The 19,066-nt window shown below is 32.4% G+C and carries 23 protein-coding genes; 17 read left to right on the forward strand and 6 right to left on the reverse strand.

All coding sequences use genetic code 11. The features are described from left to right. Window positions 1–5 precede the first annotated feature (5 nt). Together IJ258_RS04835 and IJ258_RS04840 are read right to left on the reverse strand one after the other, a co-directional pair. Window positions 6–743, reverse strand: a complete 738-nt coding sequence (locus IJ258_RS04835; RefSeq protein WP_292803747.1) for a phosphopantothenate/pantothenate synthetase — start codon at window positions 741–743, stop codon at window positions 6–8. Between the two features lie 11 nt (window positions 744–754). Then, window positions 755–1,138, reverse strand: a complete 384-nt coding sequence (locus IJ258_RS04840; protein WP_292803750.1) for a hypothetical protein — start codon at window positions 1,136–1,138, stop codon at window positions 755–757. A 316-nt stretch (window positions 1,139–1,454) separates the two neighbouring features. Between IJ258_RS04840 and IJ258_RS04845 the strand changes: the two genes are divergently transcribed. Genes IJ258_RS04845 through IJ258_RS04855 form a run of 3 tightly spaced genes read left to right on the forward strand, consistent with a single transcriptional unit; the run spans window position 1,455 to window position 5,098 of the window. Then, complete coding sequence (locus IJ258_RS04845; protein ID WP_292803753.1) at window positions 1,455–2,501, forward strand: ribonuclease H-like domain-containing protein; 1,047 nt, start codon at window positions 1,455–1,457, stop codon at window positions 2,499–2,501. Window position 2,502: 1 nt separating this feature from the next. Next, window positions 2,503–4,020 carry a HEAT repeat domain-containing protein gene (locus IJ258_RS04850; protein ID WP_292803756.1) on the forward strand — a complete coding sequence of 506 codons (1,518 nt, stop codon included), beginning with the start codon at window positions 2,503–2,505 and terminating at the stop codon, window positions 4,018–4,020. Window positions 4,021–4,069: 49 nt separating this feature from the next. Continuing rightward, window positions 4,070–5,098, forward strand: coding sequence for a M42 family metallopeptidase (locus IJ258_RS04855; RefSeq protein ID WP_292803759.1), 1,029 nt, complete (start codon window positions 4,070–4,072; stop codon window positions 5,096–5,098). Window positions 5,099–5,115: 17 nt separating this feature from the next. Here the strand turns inward: IJ258_RS04855 and tsaA are convergent, their stop codons facing one another. Continuing rightward, window positions 5,116–5,601, reverse strand: coding sequence for a tRNA (N6-threonylcarbamoyladenosine(37)-N6)-methyltransferase TrmO (gene tsaA / locus IJ258_RS04860; RefSeq protein ID WP_292803762.1), 486 nt, complete (start codon window positions 5,599–5,601; stop codon window positions 5,116–5,118). A gap of 157 nt (window positions 5,602–5,758) precedes the next feature. Here tsaA and IJ258_RS04865 point away from each other — a divergent pair, with 157 nt between their 5' ends. After that, the gene (locus IJ258_RS04865) at window positions 5,759–5,968 is read left to right on the forward strand and encodes a molybdopterin-binding protein (protein WP_394355652.1); all 210 of its coding nucleotides are present in this window, start codon (window positions 5,759–5,761) and stop codon (window positions 5,966–5,968) included. A gap of 8 nt (window positions 5,969–5,976) precedes the next feature. After that, window positions 5,977–6,183 (forward strand): molybdopterin-binding protein, encoded by a 207-nt coding sequence (locus IJ258_RS04870; protein ID WP_292803765.1) that lies wholly within the window; start codon window positions 5,977–5,979, stop codon window positions 6,181–6,183. A gap of 177 nt (window positions 6,184–6,360) precedes the next feature. Here the strand turns inward: IJ258_RS04870 and IJ258_RS04875 are convergent, their stop codons facing one another. The 3 genes from IJ258_RS04875 to IJ258_RS04885 are packed head-to-tail and all read right to left on the reverse strand — an operon-like array spanning window position 6,361 to window position 8,098. Then, the gene (locus IJ258_RS04875; RefSeq protein ID WP_292803768.1) at window positions 6,361–6,798 is read right to left on the reverse strand and encodes a molybdenum cofactor biosynthesis protein MoaE; all 438 of its coding nucleotides are present in this window, start codon (window positions 6,796–6,798) and stop codon (window positions 6,361–6,363) included. 48 nt (window positions 6,799–6,846) lie between these two features. After that, the gene (locus IJ258_RS04880) at window positions 6,847–7,380 is read right to left on the reverse strand and encodes a nicotinamide-nucleotide adenylyltransferase (protein ID WP_292803771.1); all 534 of its coding nucleotides are present in this window, start codon (window positions 7,378–7,380) and stop codon (window positions 6,847–6,849) included. A 4-nt stretch (window positions 7,381–7,384) separates the two neighbouring features. Next, window positions 7,385–8,098, reverse strand: a complete 714-nt coding sequence (locus tag IJ258_RS04885; RefSeq protein WP_292803774.1) for a hypothetical protein — start codon at window positions 8,096–8,098, stop codon at window positions 7,385–7,387. A gap of 103 nt (window positions 8,099–8,201) precedes the next feature. Between IJ258_RS04885 and IJ258_RS04890 the strand changes: the two genes are divergently transcribed. The 12 genes from IJ258_RS04890 to IJ258_RS04945 all read left to right on the forward strand — a co-directional run bounded on the left by IJ258_RS04890 (window position 8,202) and on the right by IJ258_RS04945 (window position 19,043). Continuing rightward, window positions 8,202–8,870: a hypothetical protein gene (locus IJ258_RS04890; protein ID WP_292803777.1), complete on the forward strand. Its 669-nt coding sequence runs from the start codon at window positions 8,202–8,204 to the stop codon at window positions 8,868–8,870. A 1-nt stretch (window position 8,871) separates the two neighbouring features. Continuing rightward, window positions 8,872–9,387, forward strand: a complete 516-nt coding sequence (locus IJ258_RS04895; RefSeq protein ID WP_292803780.1) for a DUF367 family protein — start codon at window positions 8,872–8,874, stop codon at window positions 9,385–9,387. Window positions 9,388–9,465: 78 nt separating this feature from the next. Beyond that, the gene (locus IJ258_RS04900; protein ID WP_292803783.1) at window positions 9,466–9,636 is read left to right on the forward strand and encodes a hypothetical protein; all 171 of its coding nucleotides are present in this window, start codon (window positions 9,466–9,468) and stop codon (window positions 9,634–9,636) included. 320 nt (window positions 9,637–9,956) lie between these two features. Further along, entirely contained in the window at window positions 9,957–10,103 is a 147-nt protein-coding gene (locus tag IJ258_RS04905) for a 50S ribosomal protein L40e (RefSeq protein ID WP_116591610.1), read from the forward strand. A gap of 79 nt (window positions 10,104–10,182) precedes the next feature. After that, window positions 10,183–10,935, forward strand: a complete 753-nt coding sequence (locus IJ258_RS04910; RefSeq protein ID WP_292803786.1) for a geranylgeranylglyceryl/heptaprenylglyceryl phosphate synthase — start codon at window positions 10,183–10,185, stop codon at window positions 10,933–10,935. A gap of 145 nt (window positions 10,936–11,080) precedes the next feature. Continuing rightward, the gene (locus IJ258_RS04915; RefSeq protein WP_292803789.1) at window positions 11,081–12,151 is read left to right on the forward strand and encodes a DNA double-strand break repair nuclease NurA; all 1,071 of its coding nucleotides are present in this window, start codon (window positions 11,081–11,083) and stop codon (window positions 12,149–12,151) included. Beyond that, window positions 12,145–13,647, forward strand: coding sequence for an ATP-binding protein (locus tag IJ258_RS04920; RefSeq protein ID WP_292803792.1), 1,503 nt, complete (start codon window positions 12,145–12,147; stop codon window positions 13,645–13,647). Before IJ258_RS04915 ends, IJ258_RS04920 begins: the two co-directional genes overlap by 7 nt. Before the next feature lie 168 nt (window positions 13,648–13,815). Next, a complete protein-coding gene (locus tag IJ258_RS04925) occupies window positions 13,816–14,481 on the forward strand; it encodes a hypothetical protein (RefSeq protein WP_292803795.1) in 666 nt (221 codons plus the stop codon). Beyond that, window positions 14,468–14,677 carry a hypothetical protein gene (locus IJ258_RS04930; protein ID WP_292803798.1) on the forward strand — a complete coding sequence of 70 codons (210 nt, stop codon included), beginning with the start codon at window positions 14,468–14,470 and terminating at the stop codon, window positions 14,675–14,677. The genes IJ258_RS04925 and IJ258_RS04930 overlap by 14 nt, the downstream gene beginning before the upstream one ends. A 381-nt stretch (window positions 14,678–15,058) precedes the next feature. Next, window positions 15,059–16,300 (forward strand): exonuclease SbcCD subunit D, encoded by a 1,242-nt coding sequence (locus IJ258_RS04935; RefSeq protein ID WP_292803801.1) that lies wholly within the window; start codon window positions 15,059–15,061, stop codon window positions 16,298–16,300. Next, window positions 16,297–18,795, forward strand: coding sequence for an SMC family ATPase (locus tag IJ258_RS04940; RefSeq protein ID WP_292803804.1), 2,499 nt, complete (start codon window positions 16,297–16,299; stop codon window positions 18,793–18,795). Before IJ258_RS04935 ends, IJ258_RS04940 begins: the two co-directional genes overlap by 4 nt. Then, complete coding sequence (locus tag IJ258_RS04945) at window positions 18,771–19,043, forward strand: AAA family ATPase (RefSeq protein ID WP_292803807.1); 273 nt, start codon at window positions 18,771–18,773, stop codon at window positions 19,041–19,043. The genes IJ258_RS04940 and IJ258_RS04945 overlap by 25 nt, the downstream gene beginning before the upstream one ends. The last annotated feature ends 23 nt before the right edge of the window (window positions 19,044–19,066 follow it).

Genomic DNA, 19,066 nt, shown 5'->3' on the forward strand with positions numbered 1-19,066 from the left:
TATATTCACTCTTTTACTCTTATTTGTTCCAATGATTCTTTAAGGTTTTCTTCATTATCAAATTCATTGACTAAATCAATTAAAATTGCTTTGTCTTGAGTTTTTAAATCTTCAGCTATTTTTGTCATGAAAGGTATTGCGCGAACAATATTGTCCATAATTGAAACGTCAGACATTTTTGAAGTTCTTGAAAGCGGATTCAAATCGATTGTTAATATATTTTTACCGCTTTTCTTTAATATTTCAGCTCTGTCGCCATCTTCTAATGGTATTAATATTGTATCTGCTGAATATATCCCAGTTTTGCTTGCTGAAGCTCTATTATTTTTTATATCGTCCAGATATTCAATGTCATCATCCAATGTGCCTAGGATATCCTTATATCCATGATCTTTGTATAATTTTGTAATTATTTTTACTCTATCGTCAGTTCTATAAAACAGATTGATTTCAATTTTTGCATTAACGCTTTTTGCAAGTTCGATTATTTCATCACAAGCAAGAGCGGTTGCATTTCCATTAACGGATATTACGGGATTATTTGATAAAAGTAATGCTGCTACTGCAACATACATTGCTCTTTTGGCAGGGTATGTTGTTTTTTCTCCAATTAAGTAATCAAAAGCTTCTCCTCTGCCATGAGCTATCATTGCAGAGTCTGCTAAATATCCTTCCTTTGAAGCTTTAACTATTTTGTCTCTTAAAAGTAATGATTCGTATCGTGGATGGGATTTTGGGATCATATTCTTTTCTCCTATTTTAAATCAATTTTCATTTGAGCTAAATATCCTAAAAATGTAGTTATCAGCATTGTAATGACTGTTATGGAAATAACGTGTAAGGGATAATCGCCTATGATTAAGTTTTGTGATTTTGGTAAAATGAAAACAATTGTATCTAGAATAATGTCTATGATGACGAAGATTATTCCAACTAGAATTCCTTCTAAAACTTCGTTATTGTCAATGTTTCTGATATAAATTATTCCAAAGAATCCTGTTACCATAATGGTGATTATTGGTACGATAATATTAACGTGTGGTAGATTTGAATTGAATATTGGGTTAAAAATTTCTGTTAAAATTGTGGATATAATCCATATTAAAATTCCTGATATAATCGCTAGTTTTATTTTCATTTTTAAACCTAAAATATTAATTGTTAATATTTTTAGTTTAAAATATTAAATACTTTTCTAACTTTTGTTAATTTTCAAAAATAGTTTTGGGTTGTTAGGTAGATAATAATTTATATTAACTACCTAACGACTTGTGTTTACAAGCTTTAGAGAAATGAATTTTAAAATTTGGCTGTTTTTATCTATCTCTCTGGCTACGAGGTAGCCAATATTATTATATGGTATTAGCTATATATAAATGTTATTATATTTTATAAAAATTCAAGTATACTTTATCAAAAAGTTTTATATTGTTGGATTGATAAAGTTTAATTGAATGAATGAGGATTATAATTTTGAAGAATATTTGAGAAAAGCATTATCAAATTCAATAAGTTCACAAAATCCATCTGAAAATGCTAAAAATAAAGCTAGAAAACTGTCTCCATCATATTATGAGGATTTAAAAGAAAAACTTATCGATAAATATCAGAATAAATCTCTTAATGATGTGATGGACTGCAAAGCAGTTTCCACTTCATTTGGAGAGGTATTAAAAATTACCAAAAAAGAAAAAATAGACTTTAAGATTGAAAATAATAATTTTAAGCAACAGATGAATACTAATTTAAAATTATTGCCTAAGATAGGTCTTAAAACAGAAGAAAATCTTAAAAATAAAGGTTATTCAACAATTGAATCTCTGAGAAATCATGACCGATATGGGGATTCAGCATCAAAGCTAATTGAAAAAATGGATGAAATGTCATACTGTGAAATAATTGATCTGCTGGATAACAATAAATATTCAAGAAAATGCAGGGACAATATTTTAAAAAGCATTAGTCTAACTGACACAGAAAACTTCAAATTCATGGACATTGAAACAAAAGGATTATCCAATGTTCCGATAATACTGATAGGCATAGCAGAAATAAAAGGAAAAAATATTATTGCTTCACAGTACTTCCTCAGAGATTATACCGAAGAGGCAAATATAATTGATGCATATCTGTCTCACTTGGATGAAGATTCTGTGCATGTTACATTCAATGGAAAAACATTTGATGTACCATTTATAAAAAATAGATGTGTTTATAATAGGATTGATGCAGACTTGGATTTGGCTCATTTGGATTTGATGTATTTTGCAAAGAGTCTGTGGGGTGAAAAGTTACCTAATTGTCAACTGCAAACAATTGAAAAAGAATTATTTGGAATAAAACGTGTTGGAGATGTTCCGGGACAGTATATTCCAGGATATTATGATACTTATTTACAAGAGGATAATATAGGGCCGGTAGTGCCGATTATTGAGCATAATGCACAGGATATTATCTCGCTAGCAAGTTTTTTGGAGAAAATGTATAGGGATGTAAATTAAAATGGGATTATTTGACAGATTCAAAAAAAGCGACAATAAAAAAGAAAAACCAAAAAAAGAAAAAGTCATTCCTGATGATTTGGAAATTGATGAGGATCAATTGCTTTTAAAAGATATAGCAACAAACAGTAAGGACAGATATGAAAGGGCAGCTGCAGCTGACCAAATAACAGACCAGTATGTTGCTTTGGATTTATCAAAAAATATCAAGGACCGTGCAATAAGATTGATTGCAATCAACAAGGTCAAAGATGAAAGATTGCTTCGTGATGCGGCAGAAAATTCACAGTTTTTTGATGTTAGAAGCTTTGCATGGGAAAGGCTTGGTGAAAATAACAAATCAATTGCTGAAGTTGTAATAAACACAAAAAAGAATCCTCAGGTAGATGAAATCTTTGAAAAGGTAGTGGATGAGGAGACCCTTTCATGGATTGCACAGGATGCACAGGATAAAAGATATAGAAACAGTGCAGTTGAAAAAATTGAAAATTCCGACGTATTGTATGATTTGGTCTTTAAAGCGAATGATAATTCAATTAGAAAAGCATGTGTCAATAAAAATTCTTTTATCAGTGAAGATATTCTTCAGAAAGTCGCAATTGAAGATAAGGATGAGCAAGTAAAAATGGCTGCAGTTAAAAAGATTAAAAATGAAGAAAATCTGGCGAATATTGCTCTAACAGAAGATAATGCAAAAATCAGGGCGATGATTTTCGATAAAATTGGAAATATAGAAATTTTGCAGAATATTGCATTAAACTCCAAGAAAGCTGATGTAAGACTTGATTTGGTAAATAAACTTGAGGATGAAGATTTACTTAAAAAAATTGCATTAAATGATTTGGATAAGATTGTCAGAAGCGAAGCTGTTAAAAAAATCACCGATGAGGCTGTATTATTGGAAGTTATTAACAACGATGATGATCGTTTTGTCCGCCAAATTGCAGTAAAAAATATAACTGATCCTAAGGATTTAATCAAAATCGCTCTTGAAGATGAAGATCAGTTTGTCCGAACTCATGCAATTACAAATCCTTCAATAGAAAATGAAGATGATTTTAAATATCTTGCGATTAATTCAACCCATGAGGATGTTGCAAATGAAGCATTAACTCATATAACTGATGAGAACAACTTCATTGATATTTTAAAGAATGCTAAAATCACATCAATTAGGCATGCAACTTTAGACAACATTGATGATTTGGAAACATTGATTCGTATCGTTCTGGCTAATGAGGATGAAGAATTTTCACTTAAGGCATTGAATAAGATTAAAGTTGAAAAATGCTTGTTTAAAATCTATGAACAGGGAATTTCCGAAAACATATCTGTCCGTGCGGTTTCCTTAATCAAAAATCAGAAGATGCTGACTGATGTTGCAAAAAACTCATCTGAATGGAGAGTTCGTGAAGTGGCGGTTAAAAAAATAGTTAGTAAAAAAATCCTTAAAGAAATTTCTCTAAATGATGAAAATGAATATGTAAGGGAAGTTGCCAAAAAGAGAATTAATTTATAATTAATAATTTTTAAATATCATTAAGATAATAAAATAATTTGGTGATACGATGGAATTAATGAGAGAGCTATCTTTAGCACCAGGTGTATCTGGTTCAGAAGAGGAAATAGCTAAAATTATTACACGTGAATTAAAAGATGTGGCTGATAAAATCGAAACAGACAGTATGGGAAACTTAATTGCAACTAAAAAAGGTCAAAAAAAGGCTCCTACTGTAATGTTAGCAGCTCACATGGATGAAATCGGTTTGATGGTCAGATATATTGATGATAACGGATTTATTAACTTTTCAACAATCGGTGGAATCAACGATCAAATGTTAATGAACCAAACTGTAACAATTCACTCTTCAATTGGAGAACCTGTTGTTGGTGTTATCGGTTCAAAACCACCTCATGTAACAACTCCTGAAGAAAGAAACAAGGTTGTTAAAGCTAAAGACATGTTTATTGATATTGGAGCAAAAGACAAAGAAGAAGCAGAAAAAATGGTCAGAGTCGGAGACAAAATGACCTTCAACGCACTCTTTGAAGAATATCCAAATAAAAGAATCATGGGTAAAGCATTAGACAATCGTGTAGGTTGTTATGTAATGATGGAAGTATTAAAAAGAGTAGATACCAGAGCAACCGTTTATGGTGTAGGTACTGTACAGGAAGAAGTCGGCCTTAAAGGAGCTAAAACTTCTGCATTTAAATTAAACCCTGATTTGGCAATAGCATTGGATGTTACTTTATCTGGTGACCATCCTGGAATTAAACCGGATGAGGCGCCTGTGGTAATGGGCAAAGGTCCTGCTATAATTTTAGCTGATGCAAGCGGAAGAGGTATCTTGACTCAACAATCAGTTAAAGACATGCTTATTAAAGCGGGTGACGATAATGAAATTCCATATCAGTTAGAAGTTAGTGATGGTGGAACCACAGACGGTACTGCAATTCACTTGACTCGTGAAGGAATTCCTACCGGTGTTTTATCTGTTCCTACCCGTTACATACACACTCCAGTAAGTGTATGCAGTATGGAAGATATTGAATATACTATTCAATTAATTACTGAAGCTATAAATGAATTATAGCTTTTCTTTTTTTCTTTTTATTTGAATCTGTCATCAGATTTTTGTGATTTTGCTTTTTTATGATTGTTTTCAAACCATCCTATTTTTAACTCATCAATTGTGTCTTCGTATAATTGAGGTACATATGGTTTGATGTCAAGTAATGGTGTTCCGTCCAGGATGTCAACATTTTCAATGTAGATCTTATTATCTTCCACTTTGTTGACTTTACATACACTCATTCCGATGCGGTTTGGCCTTTTGGGTGATCTTGTTGCAAATACTCCGTGGGTGGTGTTGTCCATGAACGGCTTTACCTCAAGCATATAGCCGTCTACCTTGTGAAGCAGATATATTAAATGAATATGTGAAAAACCGTCTAGGTCTTTTAGACCCTCGGCATATTTTTCTTTTATTTCTATGGTTCCTTCAATTCCTTTTGCTCCTGTTGGTTGAATAGGCATTCCTTCTATTTCTGTAAACTGTGTATGTATTGTACCGATTGATTCTAATTCAATATTCATGGTTATTATATTCGTTTTAATACTTATTAAATTATAGCATTTATTCGATATATAACATTTTCGGTAATCGATTTAAAAATCCTTTAATTGCTAAAAAACGAAACATTTATATACAATTCGATACAAGATAATAATGTCAAAACATATTGAGGTGAAAATGATGGAACTTAGTGCAAGAAATCAATTGAATGGTAAAATTACTAATGTCGAACTTGGAGCTGTCATGGCTAACATTAAAATAGAAATTTCAGAACCTAACACTATTACAGCTGTTATTACTAAAGAGTCTGCTGAAAAATTAGGTTTAGCTGAAGGCGATGATGTATGTGCAATCATCAAGTCTACTGAAGTAATTATAGGTAAATAGGTGAGAATATGCAGTTAAGTGCAAGAAATCAATTAGAAGGAAAAGTAGTAAGTGTAGACAAAGGTGCCGTAATGGCAAACATTAAAATCGAAATCACTAATCCTGATGTAATCACTGCAGTCATTACTAAAGAGTCTGCTGAAAAATTAGGTTTAGCTGAAGGCGATGACGTTACTGCAATTATCAAATCAACTGAAGTAATTGTTGGTAAATAAAAAGACTATTTTTTGGGGTTTAATTGAATAATAGGATTAAAATCCTAATATTCCTAATACTATTGATATTAAAAATAAGATTACAGCTATTTTTAGAATTGTTTTTAAGTGTTTAACGATAGCATAGACAATTATAAACAATAATAATAATTTAAAAATAAAAAGAAGGGTCAAAGTTTATCCTCCTGCAAGGATTGTTTTTGTACCCTCATTGGAAATTTCTTCTTTTTTAAATTCAACTTCGTATTTTACAGTTTCAATAACTTCTTTTAGTGCATCGAGTGTTTCTGAACGGTGTGCTCCTAAAACTGCAACTAAGAATAACATATCTCCAGTGTAGAACTCACCGACATAGTGAATCACTGATATTTCATGAACATTATATTTGATTTTTGCGTTTTCAACTATTTTTTCGATTTCTTCCTGGGTTTTTTGTTTGTCTGGAGTGCTTAATATTAATTTTTGAAGGTTCATATTTTCTTCTTTTCCACGTACAATCCCTTCAAATGTAAATATTGCACCAGAGTAATCTATTTTTGTACTTTTTTTGATGTCAGCTATTAAATCAGCTGTTGTTATTTTATCTTCTTTTGCTTCAATGACTTTTACAACCATTGTTTCATCTCCATATTATAATTATAACAAACACATATATAACTATTGTTATATGTCACTTATTTCTTTCATAGATAAGTTTTTAATTCTCTCCACACCATTGATTTCTCTTAACAATTCAACAGTGGCATTAGGAACCAATTCCTGCCAATCATCATCATTGAGAATACGTTTTCTAACTTCAGTACCTGACAGATGCAAACGGTCATATAACGGAGGTTGTCTTACCTCAAAACCTTCCTCTGAAAACAACTGCTTCACCAGCGGATTTCCGGAATAGACAATGCTGAACGGTGGTGTCAGCATTTTAACATGAGACACCCAAATAGCATTGAAATTAATGTCCTGCATCGGAATAATATAGTACCTTGAAGGATCAACGCCTCCATCGGCTAAAGCCTGACTCATCATGACAATCCTTTCACCTGCAGTAAAAGGATCTTTTATCTCATGACTTAACTGTGCACTACCGATTCCAATGATGATTTCGTCAACTTCTTCCAGAATCTTGTTAATGACCTGCATATGACCATTATGAACAGGCTGCATTCTTCCAATTAAAATACCACGAACTTTCTGCATAATATCACGGACTTAAACTATCAAGACTTTTAATAAGATTTTCAGCTGTATGCTGCTTTTGAGTTAAGGCATCGGTAATTGATGTTTCCATTAAAAAGGTATTGATTCCTTTATTTGCAATAGGTTTTGTTACCTTTTCAGGACTGGTTCCCTCGGAACTAAAATCATATTCGACCAGATTAACGTCATTTGTCAATTTTGATATATAAGAATCAATCTTATCGCTTTTATTTGAAAGTGAGAATATGAAATTGGAATACTCATAATCCGGATTGATTTCATGAACGTCAATCACGATAAACGGATTGTCCTTGGCAATATTTGGAACAATGAATTTATTTGCCAGCTCTTCACCTGCAGGACGTGTATCCTCACGGGAAGTTAAGTTATCAATGGTTTTAACATAATAAATAACATACTTTTTGGTTAAATTCTGAGTACCGTTTTCAGATGTTATATTATAGATTGTGTCATTGACCTTTTCATGAATCTCGTGTTCTCTTGGATGAACTCCTAAAATGATGCCGACAGTATCATCGGAAGACATATTGCCGGCTACAATCTTGTAAACAGTACCATTTGCATTGCTGCCTACGGTAGTGACATTATAAGTATTATCGGGACTTTTAGTAACCTCGCTTACAATGAATGATAAATTAATTACTACGATAATTATTAGAATAATAAGTAGTATTTGATATTGAATTTTTTTATTCATAAAATGACCTAATTTTCTTTTAATATATTAAATATCTAACTAAACTTATATTAAAGACTTTTTACTAAAAATATATTAACAAAGATTATATGGAGTACTTTTAATGGAAACTAAAAATATTATAATCATTGCGGTGGCAATTGTGATAATTGCAGTTATTGGCGTTTTTGCCACTGGAATATTGAATAATGATAATACTAATGAAAATATGGAAACTACTCCATTTGAAACTGAATTCATGGATGGTAGTTTCGCAGGAAAGGTAAAGCTCGTAGACGATAAGGAAAAATTCATGCATTCCTACAGAGATAAGGCTAATAAGATTACATATAACATCTCAACTGTTGATGATTCAGATGCACTGATGGATATATATTATCTGCAGGGTGTAATGAATCCTGAAAAACGTAATTTTAATGGTAATGATTGGAATATCTACTTTACTCAGGCTGTTGAGGGCAATGACACTGAGACTTCAAATGAAACTATGAATATTATCATCTGTCAATCACAGGCAGAAAAACAAGGATATTTGATATACATGATTATTGATGCTGACTCAAAAGTGAATGCTACATTGAATACCTATGGTGAGTCCTACACAGACTTTGTAGAACCTTTACTTAACAGTATCACTCTGAAAGAAAGTAAAAATGTTCCAAAAATCTATGAGGAATTCGGTTTAACTGAAGATCAGTTTGCAGAACAAATGGATTTAATCCAACAGGTAAAAGCAGGAAATCAATCTGCTATTCAACAAATTTCTGGATAAAATGAGAGTTACAGTTTTTCATGCAAATGAGTGTGATAAGAAAAAATGCACAGCTATTAAATTGGCTAAAATGGGAAAATGCAAATTGGTAACAAATATCAATAAGATTCCATCAGGTGCAATCGTTCTAAACCCATATGCTGAAAAGGCTGTATCTTATGAAGACTACCGATATGTGCAAAGAAGAGGAGTTGTAGGACTTGACTGCTCATGGAATGAGGTGTCAAGTTCTAAAAAATTCTTTTCTCTGTCAAAATACCATCGCTCACTTCCTTTTTTAATTGCGACCAATCCGGTAAATTATGGAAAGGCATGCATATTGTCCACAGTAGAGGCAATCAGTGCGACATTATATATCACCCGTTTTAAGGATGAAGCTCGGGATTTAATGGATGGCTTTAAATGGGGTCATACGTTTTTAGAGTTGAATCATGACTTGCTTGAAGCATACAGTGAAGTGGATACCAGTGCCGAAGTCGTTAAAGTTCAAAATGAATTTTTAGAATCAAAAAAATAATCAGGTTCTTGTTGAAAGTTTCACATTTATCTCAGTTATATTATTTTTTAACAAATGATTAACTGTAGGTGAATTTAAATGAATGGAAAACTAATTTTCTTTTTACTAATTTTTGTAAGCATCTGTGCAATTTCACATATCAGTACAGAAGAAATCGCTGACAACTCAACAGGAGATTTGATAGCATCGGATGGTACTGATGAAGTGATAATTGAAAGTCCGCAGGTGTTAAAGTGTGACAGGTTTTGAACAAACAAGATGTCGCTGGCAAACACAAGATTAAAATCTTGCCTTTAAGCATAAAATATGTGGCTGGAAGTTCCGGCCAAGTGGTGTTATTAATGTTGTGGATCTAGTGGTGGAGGCTACAGTGACTTTTGGTTTTAGTTATGTTGAGATTTAATATATTTTAAATCTCTTCTTTTTATTTTTTTATATGCACTTTTTCTTATTTTAACCAATTTTAACTAAACCTTTAAATACTATTAAATTAAAATAATTAATTAATAGTTATGTATTCATAACAATTAGTTTTATTAGTTTTTCATGATTATAAGGAGGAGTTATTAATGGCAAGATTTGAAGAAGCAGAAAACAGAATGTTCAATGTAAAAATCTGCTTAAAATGTAATGCTCGTAACCCTGCTGGTGCTACAACTTGTAGAAAATGCGGTTACAAAGGTTTAAGATTTAAAGCAAAAGAACAAAGAGGATAATTTTATTCTCTTTTATTTTACTATTTTTTTTATAAACAATTAAATATTATTTTTAACAAAACTATTTTTAGGTATTCTTATGAAAGACGTAGAAAATTATATCAGAGAAATTTTAAAAACACGTAAACTTCATTTTACTTTAATTGATCCTGACGAACAGACACCTGAAGAAGCTTTAAAAATTGCTACTCAAGCTATTGAAGGTGGAACTGATGGTATTATGATTGGAGGATCCACTGTCAATGGTGATGATGTTGACAATACCTGTAAAATATTGTCTGAAAACATTGCAGTGCCTATTATCATTTTCCCTGGAAACACCAGCAGCGTAAGCAAATATGCTGACGGAATATTCTATATGAGTTATGTTAACTCTACAAACCCATATTGGATTAACGGTGCACAGGCTCTTGCAGCTCCTGCTGTTAAGGCATCTGGAATTGAAATTTTATCAATGGCTTATATGGTTGCAGAACCTGGTGGAACTGTCGGTTGGGTTGGAGACGCTAAACTGGTACCTAGAAATAAGCCGAAAATACCTGCAATTTATGCAATGTCTGCTGAAATGTTCGGTATGAAATTCTTCTACCTTGAAGCAGGTTCCGGTGCGGATAAACCTATTCCTCCTGAAATGGTTGCATATTCCAAAAAAGCAACTGAAAATATGAGTATTGTTGTGGGTGGAGGAATCCGTGATGGCAAGGCTGCTTATATGGCTGCAAAAGCAGGTGGGGACATCATTGTAACCGGTACTGTCGTTGAAGAAGTAGATGATGTTCAAGCTAAAATTCAAGAATTAACTGGAGCTATCCTTAAGGCTTCAAAAGAGTAGTTTTTTCTGCTCTTAAACTTTTTTTTATTACTTTTCAAATGCTCTCTCGTTTGATTTAAATATTATCAAGACTAATATATGATTAGCATTTATTATTGCCCACTAGGGCATTTTTTAAATTAATGTGTTTAATAAGAGTGATATTATGTTAAATTCATTATATGAAAAAGCCATCGCTAAAAGAGGATTTATCCGTGAAGTCGCTCCTGAAAAGGATATTGATTCGCAACTGGAGTATAAATGGTTTGAAAGACCAATTGGTGAAAGTACGAAGGAATTTTCCATTGCAGCCGGAGACGGTAGTTTCAACAAAAAGAAATTTCTGACAACCAACTTCTGTGCGGTAGGTGCAGAATCAATCATATATGATGGTGAAATTAAAAAGATAGATGATTCAGATATTTTCGATATATCACATGTAACTTTTCTTGATGAACTTTTGAGTACATATATGGCAATATATGAACTGAAATGTGGCCTGAGGGCTATTAAGGAATACGGTGCTGACTATTACATGTTTGACGGTTCAATTTTAGGAGACTTGCAGAACGCTTTTCCAAGAGGGGCAAAGCTGCCTATTAAACTTAAGGATAATTTGGATGATTCTCTTCTTGCGGAATTTGAAAGGAGATTGAGCGTTCGAAAATATGGGCTGGTTTTTCCAGAACTCAGGGATTCATTGAAACTGATGGAACTTCCAAAAGAGGATGTAAACAAAACCGAAGAGTATAATCTTCATTTGGCTGCTGTTGAGAAAATTATTCTATTAAAGGAGATTTTGCAGTTTAGAAAAAGAATAATTTCAATTTCCAAAACCTCTTCGGACAATGAGCTGTTCAATTGGAATATTCCGGACATTGCATTTCTTGACAAGTTCACCAAAAAGCAGGGAATGACAATTATAAAGTATAGGAATGTTCACGAGAATGCTCCTTTTCAATATTTCAATGATTTCTTTAAAAGCTTGACTTTTACCGTATTTTATGTACGTCTGCAGGATAATAAGAATGTGCTGAAAGTGGAATTGCCGTATAAGGCAACAAAAGAAGAGGTATTTGAGATTATACGTAAGATTAATGTGCTGTCTGTTCAGGGTTATCCTTATCTTTTAAACAAGGCCCATAATGATGTGGTGATAACCGGCGGGAACATGAAGGAACTGATGAAAATAGCTAAGATTTACGAGACAACAAACAGGGAAGTGATGTCATGGTAGTGGGAATCTGTGTAGGAGAAACTAATTTAAATGAAGTAACATTTATTTCTGATAAAATGCCACAAGTTGGTCAATATGTCACAATAGAATATGACGGTAAAAAAGTATTGGGTATGGTTGAAAATCTGGTGAGAGGAAACGATGCGTTGAATGTTGACATCAACGACTTCAAGGCAATCCAGAAAATCTCAAAAATAGGTGTTGAGGACAACTACATCCGTGGTAAAGTCAAAATCCTTGGAGATGTAAACGATAACCTTAAACTGCCAAGAACACCTGTGCTTCCAGGAACAGAAATTCAGCATGCTGATGCAGAAATCCTAAATGAAATATTTAAGGTTACAAATCCTATCAAACTGGGAACATTGGTTAATCAAAGCGATGTGGATGTAAATGTTGATGCAAATCCGATTCTTTCAAGGCATTTGGCAATTCTTGCAATGACTGGAGCAGGTAAATCAAACACAGTATCAGTACTGATAGATCAGCTGCTCGGATATAATGTGCCTGTATTCGTATTTGACATGCATGGCGAGTACAAGGGAGCGGAATTTCCAAATGGTGACGTGAATGTCATCAAACCGAAAATAAATCCAACATACATGTCATTTCTGGAGATAAAAAAGCTTGTAAACATTCCAACAAATGCATATCTTCAGGAACGCTACTTCAGAAAAGCATTCAAGGAAGCTAAAAAGAAAGTAGAGGATGGAACAGCCCATGAAAAAAATTTCTTGCAGTTAATGTATGATATTTTAGAGTTTGAATCAATGGAAGAAGGCTCAGATAAAAGAATCGTTGATGTAATGAACAAGATTGACGATTCAATGGACAAGTACTCCAATCTCTTCGACCAGTACACCGGAAATATTTTAACCAGCATTAAAAAAGCTCATGTCAATGTATTGGATTTAAGTCAAGTTGATGAGTCAGTTGCAAGTGTGCTTGTAAGTCATATACTTAGAAATTCTTTGAAACGTTCCAAAAATGCAGCTCATAGTGGAAACAAAGATGAATTGCTTGACAACTCAGTATTCTATATTTTAGAGGAAGCACACATTCTAGCTCCAAACAAACGTGACAGCGATTCTAAACGATGGATTCAAAGAGTTGCAAGAGAAGGCCGTAAATTCGGTCTTGGTTTATGCTTGGTAAGCCAATCTCCAAAAACTGTAGACCATGATGCCCTCTCTCAGATGAACAATATGATAATATTAAGACTTGTCGAGCCTGAAGACCAGAGACACGTACAGTCAGCAAGTGAAAGCCTGTCACAGGACCTGGTAAATCAATTGCCTTCACTCAACGTCGGTGAAGCCATTGTTTTGGGTTTGATGAGCAAAGTTCCTACTCTTGTTAAAATAGACAAGTTTAAGGGTCGTACTCACGGTGATGACATGGATATTGTATCTTATTTTAAAGATTCAATAAAAAGGGAAGCCGAAGAGATTGAAAGGCAAGAAGATGAACTTATGGATATGGGATATGAGTATTAATATTCCATTTTATTTTTTTTAAAAAATTGTTTTAAACTTATAAAATTGATATAACTCTTTTAAATCGCTTTAATTTATAACTGAACGATTTATATATCTTAAAATTTAATATCATACTGCTTAAGCAAAGATATTGGTCAATATCAAAAAATTGGTATATGGTTCATTATGCAGGTTAGCACATATCATGCCGCTGACAAAGCTAACAAGTTCATATACAAACGTTTGGGCATTAAATTTCATAGATATCTTTACCAAGAAGGAAATGAAATTGAATTCATTGATACTGAGATTCCGGAAACTGGCCAACTACGGGACATGACTGTCAAGGTCGATGATGATCATATTCGCATTACAGAATTCATGTCTGCTGCTTTAAATGAAGATAAACTGTCTGCCATGTATGATTATCATGAATCCATTCGATGTGATGTAAACTATCAAGGTTATGGTGTTAAAAGTGGAGTGTTTAGTTTCGCTAATCCTAATCATGGAAAACGTCAAATTATTGTGGATGATAATATCATTTTCCAACCAGAAATCATATTTACAAAAAATAGGGATGGATGGGAAGTTTTAAATAGATTAATCTACAAAGTGATTACACAAGAAGAATTGTCTGATGATGAAGCAATTGATTTGTTGATGTTGCCAGATATGGAGATAGAATTACCAAAAAAAGTACTTATGAGGGTTATTTGCTTTTTAATTAGTAATTCTATCATCTCAGATTTAAATTTCAAAAATGACTTGAAAGACTGTTTAATTCAAGTGCTCAAAAGATTTTTTGAAAAAAAAAGAATTGTCAGAAATGGTGGAAATGTTAAAACTTGAATCTGAAAATCCAGAAAGAATGCGTATTATTGAAAAATATGGTCAAGGATATGATTTGATATATTTTGATGGAAAATATGATGCTAAAATTGAAATTGCTAGAAATGGTATTCTTAAAGGTTTAGATTTGAATATTATTTCTGCTTTAACTGGTTTTTCTATTGAATATCTCAAAGAAATTAAAAAAGACATTTAATTCATATATGTATTTAAATTGGATTTTGATTTGATTACTTGCAGTATGATAAAACGCTTTAAGGATTTGAGGAGATAAATCTTTTAGGCGCATATTTTGCAGTTAAAATTATAATTTATGGAATGTTTAAAAGCTCCTCATTTTAAACTTTCTTTTTTTAATTTTGATTTAAGTTTGAATCAAAGTGATTTAGAAATTAAATTACATATGCTAATTTTTTAAAATTTTATTAGATTTTTACAAGTTAAAATCAATATTGATTACTTTTCAAATGCTCTCTTGCAAAACTATTAAATATAAATTAGTATAAATTATTACACATTAAATGCTTGTTAAAGTGTTTAAATTGGTTATAATACAAAAAATAAAAAAGGTAATATAATGAAATTTGCACATTTAGCAGACACTCATTTAGGTTACCGTCAATATGGATTATTTGAACGGGAAAAAGACTTTTATGAAGTGTTTGATAAGGTTATAGATAAAATAATTGAAGAAAAAGTAGACTTTGTAGTACATAGTGGTGACTTATTTGAAACCGCAAGACCTTCACCTATGGCACTTTTGACTTTCCAGAAGGGGTTATTGAAACTTAAAGGTGCAGGAATTCCAATGTATGCAATTGCAGGAAACCATGATGTTGTAATGCGTAAGGGATCCATCCCGCCACATGTAATCTTTAAAAAAATGGGACTGAAAGTGATAAGTACAATCAATCCTACCTACATTCATGGGGACATATTTATCGCAGGTCTTCCATATTATCCTGCATCCCATGGAAAAGCATTAAAAAGCAAACTGGCAGAGCTTTCCGAAAAGGCAACCCACCATGAAAAGTCAATACTTGTCCTTCACCAGGGAATTGACCAATACTTCAATTTAAACTATGAACTGGAACTTGGTGAAATACCTGACAATTTTGATTACTATGCTTTAGGCCATATCCATAAGTATGTAAATGACACTTACGGTAAAGGCAGATTGGTGTATCCTGGTTCAGGTGAAATCTGGAAAACATCCGAACTTCCGGATTATAAAAAGAACGGTAAGGGATTTGTGGTTGTTGATTTCGATGGCACAAAACCAATTGTTAAAAGGGTAACTGTTGATATTCCCCGTGAATTCATAGAAAGGAATTTAAACTATAATAATTTGGAAACAGATATTGCAGCAATTAAAGATACTATAAAAGGTTTCGATAAAAAACCGATATTGAAATTAACAATTAAGGATGTTGAATCAGATACCAGCAGAGTATATGAAATCATCAAAGAGGAATTGGGCGATTTGTCTTTAATGATCAGGCCTACTTTTATAATGGCTGGTGAGGAGATTGAACCAATTGATGTTGAATCTAAAAAATTAGGTCCAGAACAGCTCATAGAAAAATCTCTAGAAGGATATGGCAATAGTGAAGTCACTACACTTGCTATCGATTTATATCATCTGCTTTCAAAAGACAAGCTCGATGAATCACAGGAGATTATAAACCAATACTTTGATGCACATTACAGTAATGTAGTTGAAGATGTTGAATTTAAAACAGAGGAAGTTAAAAAACCACAACCTCCGGAGGAAAAAGAGGATGTACAAGTAACATTTAGCAAGGAGGTTTCAGAATGATTTTCACTAGGTTAAAGTTAAATAATTTCAAATCACATGAACACACAGTCATATCATTTGATAAGGGAATAAGTGTTATTGTTGGTGAGAATGGTGCTGGAAAATCAACAATACTCGAAGCAATCAGCTTTGCTTTATTCAAACAGCATACTGGTAAAAAAATTGATGATTTAGTTAGAAACAATGCCAATTCAATGTCTGTGGAGTTGGAATTCACTTCCAACAACAGGGATTATAAAATAATCCGTGTGAAAAAATCCAGTTTAAAATCATCTTTATTTAAAAGAACATCTTCAGAAGGAGGATATGTCCATGTTTGTACAGGTGACCGGGAAGTGGCTAATGAAATCCGTCAAATATTGGATATCGATTCTGACTTGTTCTTGAATGCAATTTATATTAGGCAAGGTGAAATCGCAGAATTGGTAGACAAAACTCCTTCCGAGAAAAAACAATTGATCGGTAAACTATTGGGAATCGATTCATTAGAGAAAGCCTGGAAGAGTTTACTTCCTTTCATCACAGATTATGAATCTCAACGATCAGAACTTAGAGGCAAACTGTTTAACTCTGCTGAATTGATGGAAAGTTATAAGCACAAAAAGGCCGAATTGGAAGAGTTAAAGCAAAGAGGTCATGAATTGGAGGAACAGATTACTGAAGTCGATTCACTAATTAAAGAAATTTCTGAAAGTAAACGTAACATGGAACGGGAAAAAGAAATCTATGAAACTCAACTTAACAATTTAGAAATGGAGAAAAAAACATTTGCTAAATTGGAAGAAGACAAACACAGAGTTCAGGAAGGTTTGGATCAAATCCGTGAAGCTGAAGAAAAAATTGAAAGGCTTGAAAAATACGTTTCCAAATTGGATGTTTATCTTGACTTTGAAAAATCTGTCAACAGCATTCAAAGATTAAAACAGGAAGAACAGGATATATTTGACAAATTAGATTCCATTTCTGAGCAAAAAGAATTACTTTTAAATAAAAAAGAGGGTTATAATAAATATTTATCTTCAGATGAAGAAATTAACAAATTAAACGATAAAAAGAATAATTTTGAAAAAGAATTGGCAACAATGGCTAAACTTGAAAAGGATAAAAAAGATTTGTTAAAAAACATTGAAGATGAAAGGAATGATATTGAAAGTTTCTTCTCCAAATCTAAAGATAAATTGGATGATTATGGTCTTGACCAGGAAAAATTGGGTAAAATCGATGATTTCAATCATCTTGAAAAATCAACTGAGGAGTTTAGAGATGAAACTTCCACAAAGATTGATGATTTAACAAAAGAAATCGTTGCCAAAAACGAAGACATTGTTGTTTATAAACAGAATATCAAGGCATGTGAAAAACCTTTAGTTGACCTGGAAGGCATTGACAATAAGTGTCCTGTTTGCCAGTCAGACATCAGCTCCTATAAGAAAAAGGAATTAACCAAGCATTACAATAGTGAAATTAAGGAAAATCAAAAATTAATTTCAGAAAATGAAGAAAATGTCCGTTTGCTTACTAAAAACAAGAATAGCTTTGAGGAAAAATTGGATAAACTCACAGAGTTGTCTAAAGATATCATTGAATATAAACACAAATTCGAACATTTGCAAAACGAGTTAATCCAGTTAAATAAGATGGATGAGGAATTGGAAGCAAAAGAATATATCAGCAATAAACTTGGTGAGTTGATATTGGTCATTGCCAATAAAAAAGAAGAACGTGAATCATTTAAACAGGACCATGATTCATATATTCAATCTAAAGGTGCTTTGGATGTTTTAGGTAGTGAAACTGAAGCCCAATATAAACTAAAACAGGTTCAAAATGAAATTGACAATCATGTTGCCAATATCAAATTGGCCATTGAACAGGATCCTCATTTAAGCGGTGATATCAGCACTGCTGAGCTTAAAAATCGTATGGATGATTTGAAACAGAAAAATGAGGAGTTCAACCAACTTAAGGGATTCATTCAAAATAAAAATTCATTGCTGACTCAATTGGATTCAATTAAAGAGGATATTGGTGTTTCAATTAATCAAAAAGACATTATTGAAAATAAATTAAATGCTTCTTTATATGATGCAGATAAATATGAGCAAATTTTATACAATTTTGAACGTTATGAGAGAAGAAAAACCAATTTCAATGAGGAACTTTTCACTATTAAAGGACAGGCAAAAGAATCAATTGCTGCACTTCAGGATGTGACTGAAAAAATCAAAACCGCCAATAAGTTCAAACAGGAATATGATAATGTAGATGATTATATCAGTCTTTTAAAACATATTCGTGAAATTTATAGTCGTGGAGGAATTCAAAAAGAATTAAGAAAGATTTCACGTCCTACAATTCAAAAACACACAAAAGAGTTCTTTAAAGAGTTTAATTTCAACTACTCTGATTTAACTATTGATGATGATTATGAAGTGACTGTTTATGGTCCTGAGGAGAATCATCAATCAGTATGGTTAGTGGTGGTGAAAAAATAGCTATTGCTCTTGCTTTAAGATTGGGTATTACTCAGGCTTTAGCCAATGGTGAATTGGATACTATCTTATTAGATGAGCCTACAATTCATTTGGATGCTTCAAGAAAACATGAACTGATCAATCTGTTAAAGGAAATGTCTTCATTGCCTCAAATGATTATTGTAACTCATGAAGCGCAACTGGAAAATGCTGCAGATAATCTGATTAAGGTAGAAAAAGAAAATGGTATTTCAAAAGTAATAATGTAATCACATTATTACATTATTTTTTT

The organism is Methanobrevibacter sp., assembly GCF_017468685.1.
Classification (GTDB): Archaea; Methanobacteriota; Methanobacteria; order Methanobacteriales; family Methanobacteriaceae; genus Methanocatella.